The organism is Janthinobacterium violaceinigrum, from assembly GCF_009208555.1.
GTDB lineage: Bacteria > Pseudomonadota > Gammaproteobacteria > Burkholderiales > Burkholderiaceae_D > Janthinobacterium > Janthinobacterium violaceinigrum.
This window is the reverse complement of the sequence record NZ_WFLI01000042.1, coordinates 28,230-50,407: the sequence shown is the minus strand read 5'-3', so window position 1 is coordinate 50,407 and position 22,178 is coordinate 28,230. Positions and strand designations below refer to the sequence as shown.

The 22,178-nt window shown below is 64.3% G+C and carries 24 protein-coding genes and 1 pseudogene; 15 read left to right on the top strand and 10 right to left on the bottom strand.

What is annotated here, in order from left to right; all coding sequences use genetic code 11:
- A pseudogene (locus tag GCN75_RS29350) lies at positions 1-538 on the top strand (hypothetical protein); the annotation flags it as partial.
- Positions 539-961: 423 nt separating this feature from the next.
- Here the strand turns inward: GCN75_RS29350 and GCN75_RS25050 are convergent.
- Both GCN75_RS25050 and GCN75_RS25045 read right to left on the bottom strand, forming a co-directional pair.
- Positions 962-1,258, bottom strand: a complete 297-nt coding sequence (locus GCN75_RS25050; protein WP_152284803.1) for a flagellar protein FliT — start codon at positions 1,256-1,258, stop codon at positions 962-964.
- A 179-nt stretch (positions 1,259-1,437) separates the two neighbouring features.
- Positions 1,438-2,265 carry an HDOD domain-containing protein gene (locus GCN75_RS25045; protein ID WP_152284802.1) on the bottom strand — a complete coding sequence of 276 codons (828 nt, stop codon included), beginning with the start codon at positions 2,263-2,265 and terminating at the stop codon, positions 1,438-1,440.
- 172 nt (positions 2,266-2,437) lie between these two features.
- Between GCN75_RS25045 and GCN75_RS25040 the strand changes: the two genes are divergently transcribed.
- The 3 genes from GCN75_RS25040 (at position 2,438) to GCN75_RS25030 (ending at position 5,564) form a co-directional block, all read left to right on the top strand.
- Positions 2,438-4,501 (top strand): M13 family metallopeptidase, encoded by a 2,064-nt coding sequence (locus GCN75_RS25040; RefSeq protein WP_226941559.1) that lies wholly within the window; start codon positions 2,438-2,440, stop codon positions 4,499-4,501.
- 67 nt (positions 4,502-4,568) lie between these two features.
- Entirely contained in the window at positions 4,569-5,204 is a 636-nt protein-coding gene (locus GCN75_RS25035; RefSeq protein ID WP_152284800.1) for a class I SAM-dependent methyltransferase, read from the top strand.
- A 174-nt stretch (positions 5,205-5,378) separates the two neighbouring features.
- Positions 5,379-5,564: a CsbD family protein gene (locus GCN75_RS25030; protein WP_035825486.1), complete on the top strand. Its 186-nt coding sequence runs from the start codon at positions 5,379-5,381 to the stop codon at positions 5,562-5,564.
- A gap of 69 nt (positions 5,565-5,633) precedes the next feature.
- On the opposite strand, the gene GCN75_RS25025 is transcribed toward GCN75_RS25030, so the two are convergent.
- From GCN75_RS25025 to GCN75_RS25015, 3 genes are all read right to left on the bottom strand, one after another.
- Positions 5,634-7,841, bottom strand: a complete 2,208-nt coding sequence (locus GCN75_RS25025) for a S9 family peptidase (protein ID WP_152284799.1) — start codon at positions 7,839-7,841, stop codon at positions 5,634-5,636.
- Positions 7,842-8,032: 191 nt separating this feature from the next.
- Entirely contained in the window at positions 8,033-8,872 is an 840-nt protein-coding gene (locus GCN75_RS25020; RefSeq protein ID WP_152284798.1) for a PhzF family phenazine biosynthesis protein, read from the bottom strand.
- 32 nt (positions 8,873-8,904) lie between these two features.
- On the bottom strand, positions 8,905-10,296 hold the full coding sequence (locus GCN75_RS25015) for an MATE family efflux transporter (RefSeq protein WP_152284797.1): 1,392 nt from the start codon (positions 10,294-10,296) through the stop codon (positions 8,905-8,907).
- A 189-nt stretch (positions 10,297-10,485) separates the two neighbouring features.
- On the opposite strand from GCN75_RS25015, the gene GCN75_RS25010 reads away from it, so the two are divergent.
- From GCN75_RS25010 to GCN75_RS24985, 6 genes are all read left to right on the top strand, one after another.
- Positions 10,486-11,175, top strand: a complete 690-nt coding sequence (locus GCN75_RS25010) for a beta/gamma crystallin-related protein (RefSeq protein WP_152284796.1) — start codon at positions 10,486-10,488, stop codon at positions 11,173-11,175.
- Between the two features lie 179 nt (positions 11,176-11,354).
- The gene (locus GCN75_RS25005; protein ID WP_152284795.1) at positions 11,355-12,221 is read left to right on the top strand and encodes a beta/gamma crystallin-related protein; all 867 of its coding nucleotides are present in this window, start codon (positions 11,355-11,357) and stop codon (positions 12,219-12,221) included.
- Between the two features lie 102 nt (positions 12,222-12,323).
- Complete coding sequence (locus tag GCN75_RS25000; RefSeq protein ID WP_193317648.1) at positions 12,324-13,289, top strand: beta/gamma crystallin-related protein; 966 nt, start codon at positions 12,324-12,326, stop codon at positions 13,287-13,289.
- A 160-nt stretch (positions 13,290-13,449) separates the two neighbouring features.
- Positions 13,450-14,130: a beta/gamma crystallin-related protein gene (locus GCN75_RS24995; RefSeq protein ID WP_152258076.1), complete on the top strand. Its 681-nt coding sequence runs from the start codon at positions 13,450-13,452 to the stop codon at positions 14,128-14,130.
- A 132-nt stretch (positions 14,131-14,262) separates the two neighbouring features.
- Positions 14,263-15,183, top strand: coding sequence for a DnaJ C-terminal domain-containing protein (locus tag GCN75_RS24990; RefSeq protein ID WP_152284793.1), 921 nt, complete (start codon positions 14,263-14,265; stop codon positions 15,181-15,183).
- A 3-nt stretch (positions 15,184-15,186) separates the two neighbouring features.
- On the top strand, positions 15,187-15,498 hold the full coding sequence (locus GCN75_RS24985) for a MerR family transcriptional regulator (protein ID WP_099665182.1): 312 nt from the start codon (positions 15,187-15,189) through the stop codon (positions 15,496-15,498).
- A gap of 3 nt (positions 15,499-15,501) precedes the next feature.
- Here the strand turns inward: GCN75_RS24985 and GCN75_RS24980 are convergent, their stop codons facing one another.
- Positions 15,502-15,729 carry a hypothetical protein gene (locus GCN75_RS24980; protein ID WP_086146325.1) on the bottom strand — a complete coding sequence of 76 codons (228 nt, stop codon included), beginning with the start codon at positions 15,727-15,729 and terminating at the stop codon, positions 15,502-15,504.
- Positions 15,730-15,877: 148 nt separating this feature from the next.
- A complete protein-coding gene (locus GCN75_RS24975; protein ID WP_152284792.1) occupies positions 15,878-16,792 on the bottom strand; it encodes a LysR family transcriptional regulator in 915 nt (304 codons plus the stop codon).
- Positions 16,793-16,926: 134 nt separating this feature from the next.
- Between GCN75_RS24975 and GCN75_RS24970 the strand changes: the two genes are divergently transcribed.
- Both GCN75_RS24970 and GCN75_RS24965 read left to right on the top strand, forming a co-directional pair.
- Complete coding sequence (locus GCN75_RS24970; protein ID WP_152284791.1) at positions 16,927-17,532, top strand: FMN-dependent NADH-azoreductase; 606 nt, start codon at positions 16,927-16,929, stop codon at positions 17,530-17,532.
- Positions 17,533-17,646: 114 nt separating this feature from the next.
- On the top strand, positions 17,647-18,192 hold the full coding sequence (locus GCN75_RS24965; protein ID WP_152284790.1) for a nuclear transport factor 2 family protein: 546 nt from the start codon (positions 17,647-17,649) through the stop codon (positions 18,190-18,192).
- A 17-nt stretch (positions 18,193-18,209) separates the two neighbouring features.
- Here the strand turns inward: GCN75_RS24965 and GCN75_RS24960 are convergent, their stop codons facing one another.
- Entirely contained in the window at positions 18,210-18,509 is a 300-nt protein-coding gene (locus GCN75_RS24960; protein ID WP_152284789.1) for a YciI family protein, read from the bottom strand.
- A gap of 141 nt (positions 18,510-18,650) precedes the next feature.
- Between GCN75_RS24960 and GCN75_RS24955 the strand changes: the two genes are divergently transcribed.
- The 3 genes from GCN75_RS24955 (at position 18,651) to pncB (ending at position 21,172) form a co-directional block, all read left to right on the top strand.
- Entirely contained in the window at positions 18,651-18,905 is a 255-nt protein-coding gene (locus GCN75_RS24955) for a hypothetical protein (protein ID WP_152284788.1), read from the top strand.
- A 123-nt stretch (positions 18,906-19,028) separates the two neighbouring features.
- Positions 19,029-19,892 carry a cysteine hydrolase family protein gene (locus tag GCN75_RS24950; protein WP_152284787.1) on the top strand — a complete coding sequence of 288 codons (864 nt, stop codon included), beginning with the start codon at positions 19,029-19,031 and terminating at the stop codon, positions 19,890-19,892.
- Between the two features lie 77 nt (positions 19,893-19,969).
- Positions 19,970-21,172 carry a nicotinate phosphoribosyltransferase gene (pncB, locus tag GCN75_RS24945; protein ID WP_152284786.1) on the top strand — a complete coding sequence of 401 codons (1,203 nt, stop codon included), beginning with the start codon at positions 19,970-19,972 and terminating at the stop codon, positions 21,170-21,172.
- A gap of 136 nt (positions 21,173-21,308) precedes the next feature.
- Here the strand turns inward: pncB and GCN75_RS24940 are convergent, their stop codons facing one another.
- Together GCN75_RS24940 and GCN75_RS24935 are read right to left on the bottom strand one after the other, a co-directional pair.
- Entirely contained in the window at positions 21,309-21,608 is a 300-nt protein-coding gene (locus GCN75_RS24940; protein WP_152284785.1) for an antibiotic biosynthesis monooxygenase family protein, read from the bottom strand.
- 68 nt (positions 21,609-21,676) lie between these two features.
- Positions 21,677-22,006 (bottom strand): hypothetical protein, encoded by a 330-nt coding sequence (locus GCN75_RS24935; protein ID WP_152284784.1) that lies wholly within the window; start codon positions 22,004-22,006, stop codon positions 21,677-21,679.
- Positions 22,007-22,178: the final 172 nt, after the last annotated feature.

Genomic DNA, 22,178 nt, shown 5'->3' with positions numbered 1-22,178 from the left:
GGCTTCCCCCGCAGTGCGCCCGGCACCGTTGCGCCGCGCCACGGCGCCTGCGGCCGCGTGCGCGCCGCAGGCCAATATGGAGCAGGCGCAAGCGTGCGTGGCGCTGGATGAGAAAAATACGGCCCTGAATGAGAAGCTCGGTGAATTGGAGGGCAAGATCGGCGCCCTGCAAAAGGCGCTGGCGCTGCCCGTCGCCACCGTTGGCGCCGTTGCACCCGTTGCCGCGCCGGCCGTGGCGGAAGCGCCCCATGCCAAGCCCAAGCCTTTGCACGCGGCGCCCGCGGCGGACAAGGAAAAGAAAGCCGGCGGCAATGGCTTGCTGTGGCTCGGTATCGGCACCCTGGTCTTCCTGCTGTTGACGGCGCTCGTCGCGTATGTCGTGCGCAAGCGCAAACAGGCGGCGGGGCCGGTTGCGCCATCGAAATACTGGGTCTTGCTGCGCAAGCCATTCGGCCGCAAGAAGAAGGATGTGCCCGTACTGACGGAAGCGGTGGAGGAAGAGGCGGCCGAGCCGGAAGCGGAGCCGTTCTCGCGTTAAGGGTAAGGCGGGGCTGGAATTTGATATAAAAAAAGATATTGAAAAAAGACAGAAAAATGCTTGTATCGCGTGTTGCCTGTTTCTTAAATATGGTGATATGATTAATTCAGTGGACTTGCTCTACGACAAAACAGCCCCAGCCTGGCGCAGTCACCAACGATAGTGTGGCGCGGCAAACAGGTGTAGCGTTGCATAAACGCCTGGGTCTGGAAGCGGTTTGCGATGCCGACGATGTGCTCGCGAACGCCGGATGCAACCGGCAGCGAGGCGACGCCAGGAGATACCTGGGGCTCGCCTTCCAAATTCCCCCTCCTTGTTTCCCGCGCGCCGCAGACGCCGCGCTCCCCGGCAAGGCGGCAGACGTAAAAAAAGCACCCGCGGGTGCTTTTGCTGTTTCTGGCGCTTGCTTATTTACTTGCTTATTTACATGCGGGCGCGCGAGCCCGGCATTGCGTTTGACAGCTGCGCCATCCACGGTTCCGTGATGGTGCGGATTTCGCGGTCATTGGCCAGGATTTGCTTGAGCAAGTCGATCTTGCGCAGGCGCGAGGCGCCGGCCAGGGCAGGCACCTTGCCCGTCATGGTGGTGCTGGCGGCGCTGGCGCACTGGTTTTCCAGGGTGTCGAGGCCATCCCAGTCGCTCGAACGTGCGGCCACGACCATTTTATTGGTCATTCCTGCAATATTTTCATACATCGAGAGAACGTCGTTGGAGGTCATGAGCACACCCGTAACTAGTGAATGGATTACCGCTTGTCTAGATTAACGGCGTGCTGATCGGGAACTTGAGGGTGTTTTTGAAAAAAAAGTGAAAATAATTTGCATGATTTCCGGCGGAGCGCCGGAATCGCCCGCCAAGCCGCATGGATGCTGGGGGAGCGAGTACGGCGGCGGCAGATTTATTTGACGAGTTCTTCCAGTCCCGCGCTCAGTTCGGCAGGCGGCGGCATCTTGTCCACCAGCACAGAGGGCGGCAAGCCCAGCGCTTCAGCCACGTCGCTGGGGTAGCAGGCGATGATTTCTTCATTGCTCAACTGGTTTTCATCGATGCGCGCGCGCCAGGCGGCCAGGTGCACGATGGCGGCCAGGCGGTTCAACGGCGGCTTGGCCAGCGGATCGGGGAAGGCGGCGATGGCTTCGGCAAAGGCGGCGGGGAACTTCCAGCGGCGCGTCAGTTCGGCGCCCACCTGCGCATAGTCATAGCCCAGCGACACCCGTTCCGCGTCCAGCCGGCGCGCATCGAGCGGGGGCGCGATCTTGTCGAGCTGCATGGCTTGCTCGGGCATGGCCGCATGGATCACCAGTTGGCCGATCGCATGCATCATGCCGATGGTGAACGCCAGGTCCTGATTGTCGCCCGTCTGCCTCGCGATCCAGCGCGCCGACACGGCACTGTGCAGACTGTAGCGCCAGAATTGCTGCAGGTTCAGGCCGGGCACGGTCTTGAAGCCGCTGACGAGGCCCGAGCTGATGACGAGCGTGCGCACGGTTACAAAGCCCAGCATCAGCACGGCGTCTTCCACCGTGCCGATGCTGCGCGAGACGTGGTAATACGCCGAGTTGGCCAGCCGCAGCAGCTTGGCGCTCAGCACGGGGTCCGCTCCCAGCTGGCGCGCGATGTCTTCCGTGGCAATGGCGGGGTTGTCGAAACTGCGCACCAGTTCATCGACGATCTTCGGGGCGGCAGGCAGGGCGTGGGGATGCTGGAACAGCGCTTCCAGTTGCATGGCAATCTCCTTGGCGTAGACGCGGCACGGGGTCGTGAAACTATAGGCCGATTTTTTATGCTCGGGCAAAAAAGTTCAGCAGCGGTTTTTGGGCGGGAAACACGCTATGATTTCAGCCCTGGTTACAGCTCATTGTCAGCTCATTTTCAGCTATTTGATCGAAAGGATCGCCATGCACGGTTTGCGTTTTTCCTGGTCCCGGACGCCAGTCCAGGCTGCCATTGTCCTCGCCCTGGCCGGCGTCTCGCTGGCCGGTTTGCCGGCCCAGGCGCACGGCCAGGCCGCCGGCGACACGGCCGCCGCCCCCGTGAAAGTCTTGCCAGGCGACGACTTCTATGACTACGTGAACGGCGACTGGCTGCGCAGCACGCAGATCCCCGCCGACCGCAGCAGCTGGGGCTCGTTCGCCATGCTCGCCAACTCGACCAACGAGCGCATCATCGGCCTCGTCGAAGGCCTGGCGGCGGCGCCACAGACGGACGCGGCGGCGCGCCAGGTCAGCGATTTTTACCGCTCCTGGATGGATGAATCGGCTATCGAAGCGAAAGGCTGGGCGCCGATCAAGCCGCTGCTGAAGAAGATCGACGCCGTGCATGACCGGGCCGGACTGGCCCGCGCGCTGGGCGAGAGCCTGCGCGCCGACGTGGACCCCCTCAATGCCACGAATTTTTATACGGAAAACCTGTTCGGCCTGTGGGTGGCGCAAGACTTGAACGACACGACGCGCAACGTGGCCTACCTGCTGCAGGGCGGGCTGGGCTTGCCCGACCGCGCCTTCTACCAGGGCGACAGCGCGCGCATGCAGGGCTTGCGCGCAGGCTACCAGGCGCATATCGCCGCCATGCTCAAGCAGGGCGGCTACAGCGATGCGCCGGCCCGTGCTGCGCGCGTGTTTGCGCTGGAGCAGCAAATTGCCGCGAGCCACGCCAGCCGCGAAGATTCGGCCGATGTCGCCAAGGGCAACAATGCGTGGCGCGCCGCCGACTTCGCCAGCAAGGCGCCGGGCCTGGACTGGAAGGCTTTCTTCCAGGCGGCCGGCCTGGGCGCGCAGACGGATTTCATCGTCTGGCACCCGACGGCCGTGACGGGCAGCGCGGCGCTGGTGGCAAGCGTGCCGCTGGCCACGTGGAAGGATTTCCTGGCCTTCCATACGATCAACCATTTCAGCACCATTTTGCCGAAGGCGGCCGCCGACCAGCGCTTTGCCTTCTATGGCAGCGCCCTGAGCGGTACGCCGCAGCAGTCGCTGCGCAGCAAGCGGGCGCTGGCCGCGACAAATGCGGCCCTCAGCGACGCCGTCGGCAAGCTGTACGTGGAGCGCTATTTCCCACCGGAATCGAAAGCCCGCGTGCAAGACATGGTGACGAATATCGTCGCCGCCTTCTCGCGCCGCATCGACAAGCTGGACTGGATGGCGCCGGCCACCAAGGCGCAGGCGCAGGAAAAGCTCAAGACCCTGTACGTGGGCGTGGGCTACCCGGAACGCTGGGACGACTATGCGGGCTTGCGCGTGGTGCGCGGCGACGCGCTGGGCAATGTGCAGCGGGCGGAGCAGTTTCATTACCGGCAGGAGTTGGCCAAGCTGAGCCAGTCTCCGGACCGCAAGGCCTGGGCCATGCCGGCGCAGCTGGTCAACGCCGTCAACCTGCCGCTGCAAAATGCATTGAATTTCCCCGCCGCCATCCTGCAGCCGCCGTTCTTCGACCCGCAAGCATCCGATGCGGCCAACTATGGCGGCATCGGCGCCACCATCGGCCACGAGATCAGCCACAGTTTCGATGACCAGGGCGCGCAGTTCGACGCCCAGGGCAAGCTGCGCGACTGGTGGACGCCAGCGGATCTGGCGCATTTCCAGGCCGCGTCCAGGCAATTGGTGGCGCAGTTCGCGGCCTACAAGCCGTTTCCCGACCTGGCCGTGAATGGCCAGCTGACCCTGAGCGAAAACCTGGCCGACCTGGCCGGCGTGGCGGCCGCGCATGACGCGTTCACCCTGTCGCAGCAGGGCAAGCCGGCGCAGGCGGGTGCGGACCGCGATTTCTTCACGGGCTATGGCGTGAGCTGGCGCAGCAAGGCGCGCGAAGCGGCGGCGCGCCAGCAAATCCTCACCGATGGGCATGCGCCGGCGCAATACCGCGCCGCTACCGTGCGCAACCTCGACGCCTGGTACCCGGCCTTCGACGTCCAGCCGGGGCAGCAGCTGTACCTGGCGCCGGAACAGCGCGTGCGCGTCTGGTAGTGATAAGGGGTGCCGGCGCGCAGCGCGCCGGCACCGTAAAATGGCGGCATATACCGACAGGACCGCCATGAAGCCAACCCCACCGCAAGACCCCATCCACGCCATCACGGGCCGCACCCTGGCCCATTACGACGCCAGCGCCGCGCAGTTTTTCGAAGGCACGCGCGACCACGATGTCAGCCAGAATATCGCCGCGCTGCTGAACGCCATCGGCAAGCCCGCGCCCCTGGCGATCCTCGACCTGGGTTGTGGCCCTGGCCGCGATCTGAAGGCATTCACGGCCATGGGCCACCATGCCACGGGCGTCGATGGCTGCCCCAGTTTCGTCGAGATGGCGCGCGCCTACAGCGGCTGCACCGTGTGGCAGCAGGATTTCGTCGACCTCGATTTGCCGGCCGCGCACTTCGACGGCGTGTTCGCCAATGCCGTGCTGTTCCACGTGCCCAGCGCCGTCCTGCCCTCCGTGCTGCGCGCCCTGTACGCCTGTTTGAAGCCGGGCGGCGTGCTGTTCAGCTCGAACCCGCGCGGACAGAACCAGGAAGGCTGGAATGGCGCCCGCTACGGCAGCTATCACGACGAGGAAACGTGGGCCGCATATGTGCAGGCGGCCGGCTTCGGCCTGGTCGAGCAGTATTACCGCCCGCCGGGCTTGCCGCGCGACCAGCAGCCGTGGCTGGCCACCGTGTGGCGCAAGCCCGCGTGATCGCCGACATTCGCGCATATTGACCATGTGTTAGGAACCGTACAGAGCATTGATCCGCCGCCCCGTAGTATGGACACATCGACACGCAGCAAGCAGTTTGCAACAGCGTGTGAGCCGCAGTACCGGCCCTTGCGGGCGGGACAACAGATGTACCAACTACAGTGAGGATCCATCATGAACAAAGATCAAGTCGAAGGTAAACTGAAGGAAGTCGGCGGTAAAATCCAGGAGCAAGCTGGCAAACTGGTCGGCAGCGAAGAACAGCAAGCCAAGGGCCTGGCAAACCAGGTCGAAGGCAAAGTGCAGAAGAAAGTTGGCGACGTGAAAGATGCGGTGGAAACCGTTACGCGCAAACCGTAATCTGGCGCACGCATAAAAAAACCGCCGCCTGTCGCGAGACAGGCGGCGGTTTTTTATTGGGGGCGCGCCTTACTTTGCGACGCCCAGGTTTTGCTTGAAGAACATCTCGATTTTCTTGTACACGTGGCGCTGGCCCGCGCGCGACGAGATGCCATGCTTGGCGCCCGGATACGTCATCAGGTCGAACTGCACGCCGCGGTTCACCAGCGCGTCGATCAGGCGCGTGCTGTTGCTGAACAGGACGTTATCGTCGGCCATGCCGTGCACCAGCAGCAGCGGCGACTTCAGGCCGTCCAGGTGGGCGAACACGGTGCTGGCCTTGTAGCCATCGACGTTTTCCTTCGGCATGCCGAGGAATTGCTCCGTGTAGTGGGTGTCGTACAGCGACCAGTCGGTGACGGGTGCCACGGAGACGCCCATGGCGATCTTGTCGGAGGCGGCCGACAGCAAGCGCAGGGTCATGAAGCCGCCGTAGCTCCAGCCGAACACGCCGATGCGTTTCGCGTCCACGAAGCTTTGCTTGCCCAGCCAGTCGATGCCCACCAGCTGGTCGGCCACTTCCGCCGCGCCCAGGTTGTGATAGATGGCGTCCGTGAACGCGCGCTCGCGGCGCGACGAACCGCGGTTATCGAGGCGGAAGACGACAAAGCCCTGCTGCGCCATGTACTGGTCGAAGTTGTTGCCCCAGCGGCGAGCCACGTGCTGCGAATGCGGGCCGCCATACGTCGACAGGTAGACGGGATAGCGCTTGCCCGCGTCGAAGTTCGACGGCTTGACGATGGAGTAGTACAGCGTCTGGCCATCGTTGGCTTTCAGGGTGCCGTATTCCGTCGGCAGGTGATCGGCCTTGTATTTCGCGTACGGGTGGCTGGCATTGAGCGCGTTTTCTTCCAGCCAGCCCACCATGGCGCCGTCCGGGCGGCGGATGCTCACTTGCGGCGGCGTGGCCGGGTCGGAATACGTGTCGACGAAGACTTCGCCATTGCTCGAGAACTTCGTGTCGTGCCAGCCGTCGGCCTTGGTCACGCGCTGCGGCTTGTCGGCCGTGCTGCCGTCCAGGGCCAGCGCGTAGGTCTGCTTGTCGATCACCGCGTCGCGGTTCGACGACACATACACCTTGCCGGTTTTTTCATTCACGGCCAGCACGCTGTCGATGCCCCATTCGCCCGAAGTGACCGGGCGCAGCAGCTTGCCGCCCATGTCGTACAGGTACAGGTGGTTGCGGCCCGTGCGCTCGGACGACCAGAGGAAGGTGCCGTTCGACAGGAAGTGCAGGTCGTCATGGATGCTGACCCAGGTCTTCGACGTTTCCGTCAGCAGGGTGCGTTGCGCCAGCGTCGCCGCATCGACGGCCACCAGGTCCAAGGTCTTCTGGTCGCGCGACTGGCGCTGGTACACGAGCGACTTGCCATCCGCGCTCCAGTCGGCGCGCACCAGGTAGATGTCCGGGTTCGTGCCCAAATCCACCTGGCGCTGCGCGCCCGTTTCCGGCGAGACGATCAGCAGCTGCACCAGCACGTTCGGGTCGCCGGCGGCAGGGTAGCGCTGTTCCACGACGTCGGTGCGGTCGGCGAAGATTTCAAAGCGGCGCACGACGGGCACGGGCGCTTCGTCATAGCGCTTATACGCGATGGCGGAATCGTCTGGGGCCCAGTAGTAGCCTGTGCGCTGGCCCATTTCTTCCTGCGCCACGAATTCGGCTTCGCCGTTGCGGATGGTGCCCTTGCCGTCGGCGGTCAGCTGGCGTTCCTTGCCCGACTTGAGGTCGATCACATAGATGTTCTGATCGCGCACAAACGACACATAGCGGCCTTTCGGCGAGATTTTCGGGTCCAGCACATTGCCCTTGGCGACCAGGCGCGCCTTGTCCGGGTGGGCCGCATCGACCAGGTACAGATTGCCGGCCAGCGGCACCAGCAGCTGCTTGCCGTCCGGCGACCAGCTGTAGCTGAGAATGCCGTTCAGGCTGGCCGTGCGTTCGCGTTCGCGGCGCGCCTGTTCTTCGGGCGAGATCGTTTCATTCGGCACCAGCGCCTTCGAGTCGACCAGGCGGTGCGTGCTCTTGTCCTTCAGCTTGAATTCCCACAGGTCGAGCTGGAACTGGTTGTCGGCGCGGCCGCGCAGGAACGTGACGCGCTCGCCGTCGGGCGAAACCTTCAGGTTGCGCACGCCGGGGCCGGCCAGCGCCGGATCGGCGTGGATGCGTTCCAGGGTCAGCTTTTCAGCCGATGCGGGAACGCTGGCCATCGCGGCCAGAAAACAAAGAATAAAACGCATGGATGTCTCGGTAGTTGGAGGAATGAATGGCACTGCATGTAGAGGCGAGCTTGAGCGTTGCCTAAGCGTAAGACGATACCAGAGCGTGCCTGTTTATGCGATAGCCCGGGCCACGGAATAAGACGGTCCTGGCCGTATTTCCTTCGTCAAAAATATCCAACAGCCGCCCATTCCATGGCGCTTTTCCGTGATCAGGCCAATATCGTACCTGCGATCACGGTCAGGCATGCGCCGCCTATCCATGCGTGGCCAGCGCGGAAACTGACGGCTACGCGGCCGTCGCGCTGCAAACAGGTGCCCTGGCGCGCGCGGTAGCCGGCGCCCGCCAGCAGCTGCGCGATACAGGCGTTGGCGCTGCCCGTGACGGGGTCTTCCACGAGCGCGCCGTGTTCGCTGAGCAGTGCGCGTACTTCGTAGTCGGCCGGACCGCCCGCATCGTGCGGACCATACAGCGCCAGGCCGTCCGCCCGGGCGGCGGCCAGCAAGGCCGTCAGCGCGGCGATGTCGGCGTGCACGGCCAGGCAGTCCGCCGCGCTTGCCAATGGCACGCACAGCCAGCGGATGCCCATCTCGACGACGGTGCCGCAAGCGGCTGCGCCGCCGCCCAGCGCCGCTTGCAGCAGCGGCAGCAGCGCGGGGGCGAGCTCGCGCGTGGTGCAGGGCGGCGCCTGGAACGCCAGCACGCCGTCAGCGCTGCGCTCGATCTGCACCAGGCCGACGCCGCATTCCTGCACGATGCGCGCGCCCTTGGGCTGCATGCCCGCGTCGAGCAGGGCGTGCGCCGTGCCCAGGGTCGGGTGGCCGGCAAACGGGAACTCCATCTCGGGCGAAAAGATCCGCACGCGGTAGTCGGCCGCCGGGTCGCGCGGCGTCAGCACGAAGGTGGTTTCCGACAGGCCCGTCCAGCGCGCGATGGCCTGCATCTGCGCGTCGTCCAGGCCATTCGCGTCGAGCACCACGGCCAGCGGGTTGCCCATGAATGGCACCTTGCTGAAGACATCGACTTGCCTGAATGGGCGTGCTTGCGGCATGGCGGCTCCTTGTTCTGGTGTCAGGCCTGGCATCAGGCTTCGCGCATGCGGCGCAGCGACAGGCGGTTCAGGTACCAGGTCAGCAGCACGGCGGCCACCGTCAGGCCCGTGACGAGGCCGATCCAGAAACCGGCGGCGGCCATGGGCTCGGCCGGCGACCAGGGGAAGCCGGCCGGCGCCAGTCCCAGTACATAGCCGATCGGCAGCGAGAAGCCCCAGAAGGCCAGCAGCTGGATCAGCATCGGCTGGCGCGTCACCTTGTAGCCGCGGATCGCGCACGACGTCGCCACCTGCGTGGCGTCGGACAGCTGGAACAGGGCGGCAAACAGCAGCAGCTGCGCGCACAGCGCCTGCACCTGCGGGTCGGACGTGTAGGCTTGCGCAATCTGGTGGCGGAAGATGGTGATGACGGTGGCCGAGACGATGGCCGCCGTCAGCGACATGGCCACGCCCACCCACGAAATGAAGCGGGCCTTGCGCAGGTTGGCTTCGCCCACCGCGTGGCCCACGCGCGTGACCAGCGCGATGCCGAAAGTGAGGGGCACCATGAAGACGACGGACGAGAAATTGAGGGCGATCTGGTGCGCCGACACCTGGATCACGCCGAAGCGCGCCACCAGCAGGCTGATGACGCCAAAGGCGCTCACTTCGGCAAAGTAGGTCACGCCGATGGGCAGGCCCAGGCGCAGCATGGGGCCGATGGACGACAGCTGCGGCCATTCCCAGTGCGTGAACGGATACGTGGCGCGGTAGGCGGGGGCGATCTTGATCCAGGCCAGCATGGCCAGCAGCATCATCCACACGCAGCAGGTGGTGGCCACGGCGCAGCCCACGCCGCCCATCTTCGGCATGCCCCAGTGGCCGTAGATCAGCAGGTAGTTGACGAGGATATTGAGGCCCAGCGCAGCCAGCGCGATGACCATCACGGGCTTGGTCTGGTTGATGCTGGTGCTGTAGCCGTACAGCGCGCGGTAGGCGGCGAACGGCGGCAGCGCGCAGCTGATGATGTGCACGAACAGCTTGGCCTTGGCTGCCACGGCGGGCTCCAGCATCAGGTGGTCGAACACCAGCGCCGCCATGTTCGTCAGCAGGCAGGCCACCAGGCCGACGAGCAGCGCCTTCCACAGCGACTGGCGCACGATGTGCGGCACCCGGTCGTGGCGCGCGGCGCCGATTTCGTGCGCCACCAGCGTATTGATCGCCATCATGATGCCGCTCACGGTGACCAGCACGATGGACCAGATGGCCGCGCCCAGCGACACGGCCGCCAGTTCCTCGGGATTCGTGTGGCCCGTCATCGCCACGTCGGCTGCGCCCATGCCGACGGTGGCCAGCTGGCCGATCAGGATGGGCCAGGCCAGCTTCCACAGCGAGGACACTTCAGTGCGGATGGCGGGCAGGGTGAACGAGGTAGTGTGTGGCATGGGCGGAAAGCTTGACTAAACACAAGATTCTACCGGCATTCGCCGTGCTTGTCCGCCGCAGGTCCCGGGGGGCTGGCCGCGGTAATCATTTGTTACAGCTAAGAATGCCAGTCGCGGATAGACTGCGCGCTCTATTTGGCAAGATGACCAAATAGTCACACCGTACTATCCTGACTATGGAGTAAGACCATGTTGAAGAAAGCCTTGAACTGCGCCCTGCTGCTGGGCGCCGCCATGACGGCCGAACTGGCCGGCGCCGGCGAACTGACCCTGTATTCGCGCGACGATTATCTGGGCCGCTCGCAGACCGTGCGCGATGCCGTCCCCGACCTCGAAGCCCTCCGCTTCAACGACACGACGCAAAGCATCCGCGTGCGCTCGGGGCGCTGGGAGGCGTGCGAGGACGCTGATTTCCGCGGCGCATGCTTCCTGCTCGAGGCGGGCGACTACCCGTCGCTCGATGGCCGCGCCAACAAGATCACGTCGCTGCGCGAAGTGCGCGGCTGGGGCGGCGGCTACCCGGGACGCGACCGGGATTGGGGCCGCGACCGCGACCGCGACCGCGAACGCGAGTGGGACGGGCACCGGGAACGTGACCGCGAGCGCGGCCACCTGCCGGGCCGCGCACTGGGCGGCGAACTGACCCTGTACACGCGCGACGACTTTGTCGGCCGCAGCCTGACCGTGCGCAATGGCGCGTCCGATCTGCGCGAACGCGACTTCAACGACACGGCGCAGAGCGTGCGCGTGCGCGCCGGGTACTGGGAAGTGTGCGAGGACGTGGACTTCCGCGGCCGTTGCCGCACCTTGGGTCCCGGCGAATACGCGAACCTGGAGCGCCTGAGCAACCGCATCTCTTCGGTGCGCGAAGTGCGCTGACGCGCAGCAGCGCGTCAGCCAAATGGCAATAACCGGCTCCCGCAGGGCTGGTTATTGCTTTTGGTAACAATTTGTTGTCCTTTTCTCATACTTTGTTACACCGTTTTTTCTGCGGATGGCTAAACTGGCATCAGTTGTCATGTCGATCACTTACTTTTGCCGCCACCGGAGACCGCCCCATGAATCGCCCGTTCGCTTTTGCCCTGCTGTGCGCCAGTTCGCTGTTTGTCCACCTCGCGGCGCAGGCCGGCGAGATCCGCCTGTACACCGACGATAATTTCAAGGGCAGGGTAGTGGTCTTGCGCGATACGACCGATGATCTGTCGCGCGTCAATTTCAACGACACCGCGTCGAGCATCCAGGTCGAATCGGGCAGCTGGGAAGTGTGCACGAATGCTGATTTCAAGGGCGATTGCAAGACGCTGGAACGCGGCGACTACCGCTCGATGCCGGGCATGAACGACAAGATTTCATCCGTGCGCGAAATTGGCGGCAGCGGCGGCAGCGGCGGCGGTCGGCGCGCGGCGCTGGAGCTGTATGCGGACGGCGGCCAGCGCGGCGCGTCGGCCGGCATCAACGCGGACCGCGATGACCTGGTCGACATCAGCTTCAACGACCGCGCCAGCAGTGCGCGCATCGAATATGGCTACTGGCAGCTGTGCAGCGATTCCAACTACCGCGGCAGCTGCCGCGTGTTCGGGCCTGGCACCCACGACGACCTGGGCAGCCTGAGCGGGCGCGTGTCGTCCGCGCGCATGGTCGATCCGCGCGAAGAGAACCGTCCGCAAAACAACGAGGGACTGGTGGTGCTGTACGGCCGCGCGTTCCTGAATGGGCCCGGGCTGCAGGTGAACCGCGACGTCAACGACCTGGTGCGCCTGAACTTCAACGACCAGGCTGCCTCCATGGTCATCAACGAAGGCACCTGGGAAGTGTGCACGGACTCGCAGTTCAACGGCACCTGCGAGCGCAGGGGGCCGGGCAAGTATGAAACCCTGGGCACGACGCTGGAAAAGCGCATTTCCTCGCTGCGCCGCCTGTACTGAGCGCGCGATCGGGCCTTCGCCGAGGCCTTGTATTTGTTACAATAACACCCTGGCGCAATCGCCAGGCGTATCATCACCAAAGAATGAAGAATGGAGTTAATCATGAAGGGCCCTTTCAAACACGTGCTGGCATGCGCCGCGACCCTGCTGCTGTCACTGGCGGCCCACGCCGGTGCCCATGCGGGCGAAATCACCCTGTTCGAGGATGATAATTTCCGCGGCCGCGCCGTGACCCTGCGCGAGACGACGGACGACCTGTCGCGCATGGGCTTCAACGACAAGACATCGAGCATCATGGTGCGTTCGGGTACCTGGGACGTGTGCACGGATGCAGGCTTTCGCGGCAATTGCCGCACCCTGGGACCAGGCGAATACCGCTCGATGCCGGGCATGAACGACGCCATCAGCTCGGTGCGCGAATCGGGACGCGGCGACGGCTACAACCCGGGACGCCCGGGGCGCGACCCGGATCGGGGCAACGGCGGTTATGGCCGCGGCGGCGTCCTGGAAGTGTATTCGGGCGCGGGCCAGAATGGCGGCTCGGCGCGCCTGAACCGCGACACGAACGATTTCGTCAGCATCGGTTTCAACGACCGCACCACCAGCATCGTCATCTACAACGGTTACTGGCAGCTGTGCAGCGACGCGAACTACGACGGCGTGTGCCGCATCTTTGGCCCCGGCCGCCACGACGACCTGGGACGCGGCCTCGATGGACGCGTCTCGTCGGCGCGCATGGTGGACGAGCGCGAAGCGCGCCGCCAGCAGCAATACGACCGGCCGCAGTACGAGCAGCCGCAATATCCGCAGTACCAGCAGCGCGGCGCCGTCCTGCTGTTCCCCGAAGCGGGCATGCGCGGCGAACCGCTGGCGCTGGACCGCAATGCGGAAGACCTGGTGCGCTACAACTTCAATGACCGCGCCTCGTCCATCGTCGTCAACGAGGGCCAGTGGGAAGTGTGCAGCGATTCGAACTTCCGCGGCCGCTGCGAAGTGATCGGGCCGGGCGAATACGGGCGCCTGAACGGCATGGAGAACCAGATTTCCTCGCTGCGCCGCGTGCGCTGATGCCGCCTTGACGCAGTACTGACAGGCCGCCTGCCGGGTTGATCCCGCCAGGCGGTTTTTACATTCCTTGCCGTGTGCTGACATTTGCTTGCCCTTTGTTACACTCGCCGCCTGCCGCCTGGACTACACTGGCGAAAATGTAATCAGTATTGGAGTTGTCATGGTTCGATCTTTCCGGCCCGCGCTGCTGTGCGCCGCCACCTTCCTCGCCCCCCTTGCCGCATCCGCGGGCGAAATCACCCTGTTCGAGGATGCCGGTTTCCGCGGCCGCCCGGTCACCCTGCGTTCCGACACTGGCGACCTGTCGCGCATGGGCTTTAACGACAAGACCTCCAGCATCATCGTGCGCTCGGGCACCTGGGAAGTGTGCAAGGACGCCAATTACCGTGGCAACTGCCGCGTGCTGCAGCCTGGCCGCTACGACACCATGCCGGGCATGAACGACGCCGTGTCCTCCGTGCGCGAAGTGGGCCGTCCGGGCCATGGCGGCGGCGATCACCGTCCGTATCCGCCCCGTCCTCCGCGTCCGGAGCCCGATCGTCCCTATCCCGGCTATCCAGGCCATGGCGGCGGCCACCGTCCCGACATGAACGGCGCCGTGCTGATGTTCCCCGATGCGGGCATGCGCGGCCGGCCCGTGCGCCTGGACCGCGAAGTGCGCGACTTGAGCCGCTATGGCTTCAACGATCGTGCCGAATCGATCGTCGTCAATTACGGCCGCTGGGAATTCTGCGTCGACGCGAACTTCCGTGGCCGCTGCATGGTGATGGGCCCAGGCAGCTACGGCCGCCTGCACGGCGGCTTCGACCGCCGCATTTCCTCGCTGCGCCGCGTGCGCTAGGCGTTTTTAGGCTTCCTTTCCAGCGCCCGCGTAACCGATGTTCCGCGGGCGCTGTTGTATTGTGCGCACGCTATGTCACGGCCAATTCGTGTACTCTTCCCACAGGCGGTTCAACCATGGGGAGCAAGCACGGTGGAATACAAGGACTACTACAAGGAACTTGGCGTCGAGAAGACGGCGACCGAGGCCGAGATCAAGAAGGCGTACCGCAAGCTGGTACGCAAATACCATCCCGACGTGAGCAAGGAACCGGACGCCGACAAGCGCACCAAGGCCCTCAACGAAGCCTACGGCGTGCTGGGCGACGCGGAAAAGCGCGCCGCCTACGATGAACTGGGCCGCAACCAGGGGGCGCAGGGCCAGCCCTTCCGGCCGCCGCCGGACTGGGGTTCGGGCTACGAATCGTCGGGCGCCGACGACAGCGATTTCTTTGCCGACCTGTTTGCCCACGTGGGCGGACGCCGTCGCGCCAACAGCAGTTTCCAGATGCAGGGCGAGGACAGCCACGCTGCCATCACCATCGACCTGCACGACAGCTACCAGGGCGCCAAGCGCCACATCGTCATGCGCGTGCCCGAGGCGGATGCCCAGGGCCACGTGGTGACGCGCGAGCGCACGCTGGAAGTGACGATACCGAAGGGCGTCACGGAAGGCCAGCAGCTGCGCATGAAGGGCCAGGGCCATCCGGGCAGCGGCGGCGCGCCGGCCGGCGATCTGTATCTGGAAATCCGCTTCCAGCCCGATGCGCGCTACAAGGTGGAAGGGCGCGACGTGTTCGAGACGGTGCCCGTCACGCCATGGGAGGCGGCGCTGGGCGGCGAGATCGACGTGCCCACGCCATCGGGCACGGTGGCCGTCACCGTGCCGCCCAATTCTCAGACGGGGCGCAAGCTGCGCCTGAAGGGGCGCGGCATTCCCGCCGCCCAGCCGGGCGATCTGTACCTGCTGCTGGAAGTGGTGCTGCCGCCGGCGAACGACGACAAGGCGCGCGAACTGTATGCAACCATGGCGCGCGAGATGGCTTTCAATCCGCGCCAGAAGCTGGGAGGGTAAATCATGACAAACAAGGTAATTGGCGAATTGCTCGAAGACCGTGCCCTGAGCCTGGAAGAACTGGCGCGCGCCTGCGCCGTGGAGCCGGACTGGGTGGTGCAGCATGTGCAGACGGGCGTGCTGCTGCAGAATGGTCCGCCGGCGGGACAGCTGACGGCCTGGCGCTTCACCAGCCTGGACCTGGTGCGCGCGCGCCGCCTGCACGAAATCGAATCCGTGTTTGACGCGAATGCGGAACTGGCCGCGCTGGTGGTCGACTTATCGGAAGAAGTGGCGCGCCTGCGCCGCCGCCTGCACGTGCTGGGCGTCGACTAGGCCTTATGCCGGCTCGCCGTGGCGCGCCACGGTGAGCCGGGCAATATAGAACTGTCCGTCGACGACCACCCGGTGCGGGATGCCGGCCACGTCGAAGCCGGGGCCGCCGTCCTCCATCCATTCCTGCGCCAGCGAATCGAACTGCTGCGGCGTCATGCGCAGCATCTGGGCCGTGATGACGAAGCGCGCGCCAGGTTTTTGTTTGTTGACGAAGTCGTCGATGCCGGCCATGGGAAATCTCTTCAAGGTTGTGTCTGAAATTGGGGTCAGACCCCCGGACACGTTGGCACTAAGCTTTGCGTTGGCGGTGTTGAGGGTCTGACCCCAGCATTTGTTTGGGGTTTGTTGAGGCATGATACCCGCCCGCCCGCGCGCGATTCTAGAAGATTTGCACCAGCAGCGGCAACTGCTCCGCAAAACGCTCCGTCAGCCACTTGCCCGCCTGGCCCGGCGGCGTGTCGGCGCGCTGGATCAGGTAAATCGGGTAATTCTCGCCCTTGTCGACGGCCAGCGGCAGGTGCACCAGGCGTCCGGCCTGCAGGTCGTCGCGCACCATCGCTTCGGGCATGTTGCCCCAGCCCAGGCCCGCGCGCAGCAGCGCGTGCTTGGAACCGAGGTCGCCCAGGCGCCAGTTGCGCAATCCCAGCACGCCGAAATCCTGGCCCTGCGTCAGATCGCTGCGGTCGCTGAGCACCAGCTGCACGTGTTCGCGCGCCACGTTCGATGCGATCGGTCCTTCCAGCTGCGCCAGCGCGTGGCTGGGGGCGGCCACGGGAATCAGGCGCACGTGGCCCACGGCCAGGCGCTCGAAGACGCTGGCCGTGGCCGTCATCCAGCCACCGAGGCCGATGTGGCAGCTGCCATCCATCACCAGCTGCGCCACGGCGCCCATGGCTTCGATGCGCAGGCGCAGGGCGACGGTGGGAAACTGCGCCTGGAACGCTTCTAGCACGCGTACCAGCACGCAGGTGGGGAACATCACGTCGACCACCACCGACACTTCCGCCTCCAGCCCGCCGGCCAGCGCCTTGGCGCGCGCGCGCATGCCGTCGACTTTCAGGGCCACGGCGCGCGCATCGGCCAGCAGGGCCTTGCCCGCGTCCGTCAAGGTGGGCTTGCGCTTGCCGCGGTCGAGCAGCACCACGTTCAGCTGTTCCTCCAGGTTGGCGATGGTGTAGCTGATCACCGATTGCGTGCGGTGCAGCTGGCGTGCCGCATGGGCGAAGCCGCCCGCGTCGATGACGGCGACAAACACGCGCAACTGGTCGAGCGAAGGCTGGCCCGGTTCTCTCATGGCGACTCCATATCTAGAAATTCGATGCTAATCATTTATATTTACACGGTTTCATCGATGGTAGACCCGAACTATGCTGTGTGCAAGGGCTGCGATGCGGCCCATCCCCATCCCCGTTTTCACAGGAGCACTTCATGAGCAAGGTCTTATACATTAATAGCAGCGTGCGCAACAGCGGTTCCCTGTCGCGTCAATTGTCCGGCGAATTCGTCGCCAAACTGGCGGCGCAAGGGGCCAGCGTCATCGAGCGCGACCTGGCCGCGCAGCCCGTGCCGCACCTGACGGAAGAGATGATGGGCGCCTTCTTCACGCCGGCCGACCAGCGCAGCGCGCAGGCGGCTGTGGCCGTGCAGGTGTCCGATACCCTGGTCGATGAATTGCTGGCGGCCGACGTGCTGGTGCTGGCCGCGCCCATGTACAACTTTTCCGTGCCTTCGACCCTGAAGGCGTGGATCGACCACGTGGCACGCGTGGGCCGCACCTTCCAGTACACGGCGACGGGCCCCGTTGGCCTGGCCACGGGCAAGAAAGCGGTCATTTTCACAGCCAGCGGCGGCGTGTACAGCGAAGGCCCCGGTGCCGCGTATGACTACCTGAGCACCTATCTGCGCACGGCGCTGGGCTTCATCGGCATCACCGAGATCGAGTTCGTGCAGGCCGAAGGCGTGGCCATGGGCGACGATGCCGTCGCCAGCGCGATCGCCAAGGGCCGTGCCTCGATCGAGGCCTTGGCCGCCTGAGTTTGCTTCAAGCCTAGTTCGGATGGAGGATTGCCAATCTACCATGGTTGACATAAGCTTGCCGGCGGCGCGCCCCGTGCCAGCCCGGCGAGCGGTTCGCCATGAAAGTCCCCCATGCACAAGCTGGCAAGCGCAGTATTGTTCGGATGTTCCCTGTTGGCGGCAGGCATTGCGCAAGCGCAAACTGCGCCCGTGGCGCCGCCCCACGTGGGGCGCCACGCCTCCACGCCTGAAGACATCCGCGCCATCGAAAAAGTCGTCGCCGACTTCCAGGCGGCGCTGATCGCCAAGGATGTCAAACTGCTGTCGTCGCTGATGCTGCACACGAACATCCTGTTCGCCTCGCCTGCCGACGACGGTTTCATCAAGAAAATGCGCGATACGACGGACGTCCATTTCGACGGCGTCGCGCAGGCCGGCTACATTGCTTTCGCCAACTTCATCAAGCGCGAACCCCTGCGCACGGAAGAAAAATTCTACAACGTCAAGATCACCCAGGACCGCCATGTGGCGTGGGTCAACTTCGACTACGAATTCCTCGTCGATAACAAACTGTCCAACTATGGCGTGGAAGCCTGGCAGATGGTCAAGCGCGACGGCGAATGGAAAATTCTCAGCGTCGTCTGGTCCATGCATCCCGCGTCCGAGGCGGGAAAGTAGGGGCCAGCCACGCCGCGTCAGTCGCGCGGCAGCTCGCGGATTTCCACCGTGCCACCTGCGTTCAGTACGGGGTTGCCCACCAATAATTTTTTTGCATCGTCTATACTTTCAGCTTGCACACGTATATAGCCTGACAAGTGTGGCGTGACGGGTCTGGCCTGGCCCGACCGGTGCACGCAGATACCGGGCCCGATGGAACTGCCACCGCAGAAGCGGCCACTGGCCTTGAGCATGGCGAAGTAGTCTTCCCAGGCGGACGTGGCGATGTCCATCGGTACTTGCGTGTCGTCATGCATGAAGATGATGTAGTCATTCATCCTTTTTCTCCTGTGCCGCGTGATAAAAACAGAGAGCCGCATCGAGTATTCCGAGCAGGCGCGAGCGCATGGTTTCACCTTTTTACCGTGTCAGTCCGTAGAGACAAGCTGTCCGGCCATGTCATTTTTGGAGCGAACATCGTGCCGATAAAGTATGTTGATTTTTATGAGGTGAATTACACGGCGGAACCTTTGCGGGGCTGCAAGCTGTGGGGCGCCTACGTCGCCATCTATGCCCCGTCGCGCAACCCCATGCACCGGGTGAACCTGGTGAAGAAGCGCAGGGTATCGGCCGATCACCAGTTTACAACGGAAGCGGACGCCGTGGCGGAAGCGGGCGAGGTGGCCGTCAAGCTGGTCGAGCGGCGCCGGCGCCGCTACGTCTTTCATCCCTGAAGCGCCGCGTGACTTGTTTCGGTGTAAATTATTGCGAATGAGCACGGTCCGGACGTAGCCGGTGCAGGCGCACCGGTGCAGTTGCCCGTATCATGCACGATATCGCCACGCCAGAGGACCGCCATGAAACGCCAGTTGCACCTGCTCGTCATCGACCCGCAAAACGATTTTTGCGACTTGCCTGCCGTCTGGCTGCCGCCAGATGCCGCGCCGGCGCTGGCCGTGCCCGGCGCCCACGCCGACATGCTGCGCGTGGCGCAGCTGATCCGTGAAGGGGGGAGCGGCTTGACGCAGATCAGCGTGACGCTCGACGCCCACCACCGTTACGACATCGCCCACCCCGCCTTCTGGCGCACGGGCGATGGCGGCCCCGTCGCACCGTTTACGCAGATCGCTGCGCAGCAGGTGCGCGACGGCCTGTTCCTGCCCGCCGCCAGCGGCGCCTTGCCGCGCGCGCTGGCCTATCTGGATGCCTTGCAGCAAGCAGGGCGCTACCAGCTGATGGTGTGGCCCGTGCACTGCGAAATCGGCAGCTGGGGGCAGAATATCCATGCGGCCGTGCGCGCCGCCTACAACGGCTGGGAAGTGGAGCGGCTGCAAGTGGTCGCCAAGCTGAGCAAGGGGTCGAATCCGTGGACCGAGCATTACTCGGCCGTCATGGCGGAAGTGCCCGATCCGCAGGACGGGGCCACCCAGCTGAACCTGGACTTCCTTGCCACCCTGCTGCCGGCGCAGCAGATTTATGTGGCCGGCGAGGCGGGCAGCCATTGCGTGAGAGCCAGCACCGAGCACATTGCCGACTACCTGAAAGCGCAGCAGGGACGGCAGGCGCTGGCGCGGCTGGTGCTGCTGACGGACTGCATGAGTCCCGTCACGGGCTTTGAAGCGCAGCAACGCGACTTTCTTGCTGCCATGAAAGAGCGCGGCGCGCGGCTGGCCACGTCCGCCGACGTCTTGCCCGAACTGCAGGCCAATGCGATTGCCTGAGCCATTGTCGATTGTGTCCTGCTGAAATGCTTGCGGTGGCGTACTATTCTGGCTTCAGGAAGTTGGAGAAAACACACATGACCCCGATAGTGCGCAGTTTGCTGGAAACCGATCTGTATAAATTTACAATGTGGCAAGCATTGCTGCACGGTCATCCGAACACCCATACCGAATACGAATTTGTCTGCCGCAACGCAACCGCCTTTCCCCTGGCCGAACTGAAGGGCGAACTGGAAGAGCAGCTCGACCATTTATGCTCGATGTCGTTTGCCGACGACGAGCTGGCCTATTTGCGCACCCTGCGCTTCATGAAGAGCGATTTCGTCGACTTTTTGACGGTGTTCCGCTTCCAGCGCAAATTCATCGAAGTCAGCACGGACGGCGACACCTTGCTCGTGCACGCGGCCGGGCCGCAGGTGCATGTGATGGGCTTTGAGATTTTCGTGTTGTACATCATCAATGAACTGTATTTCCGCCGTTTCGACCTCGATGCGGCCATGCGCGAAGGGCGCCACCGCCTGGGCTTGAAAGTGGCGGCCGTCAAGGAATTCGGCAAGCTGCCGCGGCGCAAGCATCCATTTGAATTTTCCGATTTCGGCGTGCGCCGGCGCTTTTCCGGCGCCTGGCACGACGAGGTGGTGCAGCGCCTGGCGCGCGAAGTGCCCGAGTATTTCAAGGGCACGTCGAATGTGTACCTGGCGAAAAAGCTGGGCATCGTGCCGATCGGCACCATGGCGCATGAATACATGCAGTCGTTCCAGTCGTTTGGCGTGCGCTTGCGCGACTTTCAGAAGGCGGCACTGGAAGACTGGGTGCAGGAATACCGGGGCGACCTGGGCATCGCCCTGACGGACGTGGTGGGCATGGATGCATTCCTGGCCGACTTCGACCTGTATTTCGCCAAGCTGTTCGACGGCTTGCGCCACGATTCGGGCGACCCCGTCGAGTGGGGCGAAAAGGCGCTGGCCCACTACGCGGCCCTGCGCATCGACGCCAATACCAAACGCCTCGTGTTTTCGGACGGGCTGGACCTGGACAAGGCGTTTGCCCTGTACCAGCACTTCGCCGACCGCATCATGACGGGCTTCGGCATCGGCACCAATCTCACCAACGACGTCGGTTTGACGCCGCTCAACATCGTCATGAAACTGGTGCGCTGCAATGGCCAGTCCGTGGCGAAATTGTCGGATTCGCCGGGCAAGACCCTGTGCAAGGATGAAACCTTCCTCGCGTATTTGCGGCAAGTGTTTCACCATCCCGCCGTCCAGGCACCGGTCTAGGCAGGTCTGATTGGCGCGGCAAGGCCGCGCGTAATCGGACAAGCTGAGCGGACCACATCACCTGGTAGCCGGCAAGGCGGACGGGAATACGGCGTCACGTCCCGCCATGTGTGCCGGGTTCACCGCAGCCGCCGTCTTAAAACCCCGTCACCACCGTGTTCATGTGCTCGACCTGGGGCGGGGCAGCGAAGAATTCGCCCACCAGGGCGCGCCAGGCCTGGAAGTCGTCGCTGCCGCGGAAATGCACGGTGTGGTCTTCCAGGGTGGCCCAGCCCACGACGAGGCGGTAGGCGTCGCCGTTTTCGATCGAACGTTCCAGGCGCATCGACTCGCAGCCGCGCGCGCGCTGGAACAGGGGCACGGCCTTCGTCACGGCCGCTTCGAAGGCAGCATGCGTGGCCGATTTGATCTGGATATGGGCAATTTCAAAAATCATGGCAAGTTCCACTGTGGAATGAAGGAAGCCTGATCTTGCCATAATTCGGCCGCGCGGGGGAGGGCGCCTCAGCCGGCGAGCGCGGCGGCGCCGGCGCGCCGCCTGCCCGCGTGGCTGGCCGTGCGCTGTTCGATATCGCAGCCGTGACATGCTTGCACGATGGCATGCGCGCGTTCCCGTTCCTGCGCATTGCCGATGGCGACGACGAGGCGGAACATGCCGCGCCACGCGGCCTTGCCCTGCACGGGGACGGCTTCATCGTCGACCGTGTCGAGCTGCACGGCCTGCGCGGAAAAACCGTCGTCCAGCAGGGCGCTGCGGGCCTGCTGCGCATAGGCAAAATGGTCGAAGATACGGATCAGGGCAGGCGCAGCGAGGGGGCTGGTGGAAGGGCTCATGGCCAGGCTTTCAGGTAGGGGTATTCGAGTTGGACCTGTGAGCCTGTAAAAAATTCTGCCTCAGCCTGTAAAATCCTCGATCAAGGCGCAAAAGTTTGATAAATATCCAGTATGGCTGCCAAGTCGCGCTAAGATACGCCTTGCGGTGCGTCTTGCTGGCAGGGACGCGGGA

Bases quoted from the DNA above. Each gene is read 5' to 3' on its own strand.
- GCN75_RS25020 (WP_152284798.1), bottom strand. From the start codon at position 8,872: ATGCCGCAAGCACGCCCATTCAGGCAAGTCGATGTCTTCAGCAAGGTG.
- GCN75_RS25000 (WP_193317648.1), top strand. From the start codon at position 12,324: ATGAAGGGCCCTTTCAAACACGTGCTGGCATGCGCCGCGACCCTGCTG.
- GCN75_RS25035 (WP_152284800.1), top strand. From the start codon at position 4,569: ATGAAGCCAACCCCACCGCAAGACCCCATCCACGCCATCACGGGCCGC.
- pncB (WP_152284786.1), top strand. From the start codon at position 19,970: ATGACCCCGATAGTGCGCAGTTTGCTGGAAACCGATCTGTATAAATTT.
- GCN75_RS24980 (WP_086146325.1), bottom strand. From the start codon at position 15,729: ATGGCCGGCATCGACGACTTCGTCAACAAACAAAAACCTGGCGCGCGC.
- GCN75_RS25015 (WP_152284797.1), bottom strand. From the start codon at position 10,296: ATGCCACACACTACCTCGTTCACCCTGCCCGCCATCCGCACTGAAGTG.
- GCN75_RS25045 (WP_152284802.1), bottom strand. From the start codon at position 2,265: ATGCAACTGGAAGCGCTGTTCCAGCATCCCCACGCCCTGCCTGCCGCC.
- GCN75_RS25040 (WP_226941559.1), top strand. From the start codon at position 2,438: ATGCACGGTTTGCGTTTTTCCTGGTCCCGGACGCCAGTCCAGGCTGCC.
- GCN75_RS25025 (WP_152284799.1), bottom strand. From the start codon at position 7,841: ATGCGTTTTATTCTTTGTTTTCTGGCCGCGATGGCCAGCGTTCCCGCA.
- GCN75_RS24940 (WP_152284785.1), bottom strand. From the start codon at position 21,608: ATGATTTTTGAAATTGCCCATATCCAGATCAAATCGGCCACGCATGCT.
- GCN75_RS24960 (WP_152284789.1), bottom strand. From the start codon at position 18,509: ATGAATGACTACATCATCTTCATGCATGACGACACGCAAGTACCGATG.
- GCN75_RS24975 (WP_152284792.1), bottom strand. From the start codon at position 16,792: ATGAGAGAACCGGGCCAGCCTTCGCTCGACCAGTTGCGCGTGTTTGTC.
- GCN75_RS25005 (WP_152284795.1), top strand. From the start codon at position 11,355: ATGAATCGCCCGTTCGCTTTTGCCCTGCTGTGCGCCAGTTCGCTGTTT.
- GCN75_RS24965 (WP_152284790.1), top strand. From the start codon at position 17,647: ATGCACAAGCTGGCAAGCGCAGTATTGTTCGGATGTTCCCTGTTGGCG.
- GCN75_RS25010 (WP_152284796.1), top strand. From the start codon at position 10,486: ATGTTGAAGAAAGCCTTGAACTGCGCCCTGCTGCTGGGCGCCGCCATG.
- GCN75_RS24995 (WP_152258076.1), top strand. From the start codon at position 13,450: ATGGTTCGATCTTTCCGGCCCGCGCTGCTGTGCGCCGCCACCTTCCTC.
- GCN75_RS24935 (WP_152284784.1), bottom strand. From the start codon at position 22,006: ATGAGCCCTTCCACCAGCCCCCTCGCTGCGCCTGCCCTGATCCGTATC.
- GCN75_RS24950 (WP_152284787.1), top strand. From the start codon at position 19,029: ATGAAACGCCAGTTGCACCTGCTCGTCATCGACCCGCAAAACGATTTT.
- GCN75_RS24970 (WP_152284791.1), top strand. From the start codon at position 16,927: ATGAGCAAGGTCTTATACATTAATAGCAGCGTGCGCAACAGCGGTTCC.
- GCN75_RS25050 (WP_152284803.1), bottom strand. From the start codon at position 1,258: ATGACCTCCAACGACGTTCTCTCGATGTATGAAAATATTGCAGGAATG.
- GCN75_RS24985 (WP_099665182.1), top strand. From the start codon at position 15,187: ATGACAAACAAGGTAATTGGCGAATTGCTCGAAGACCGTGCCCTGAGC.
- GCN75_RS25030 (WP_035825486.1), top strand. From the start codon at position 5,379: ATGAACAAAGATCAAGTCGAAGGTAAACTGAAGGAAGTCGGCGGTAAA.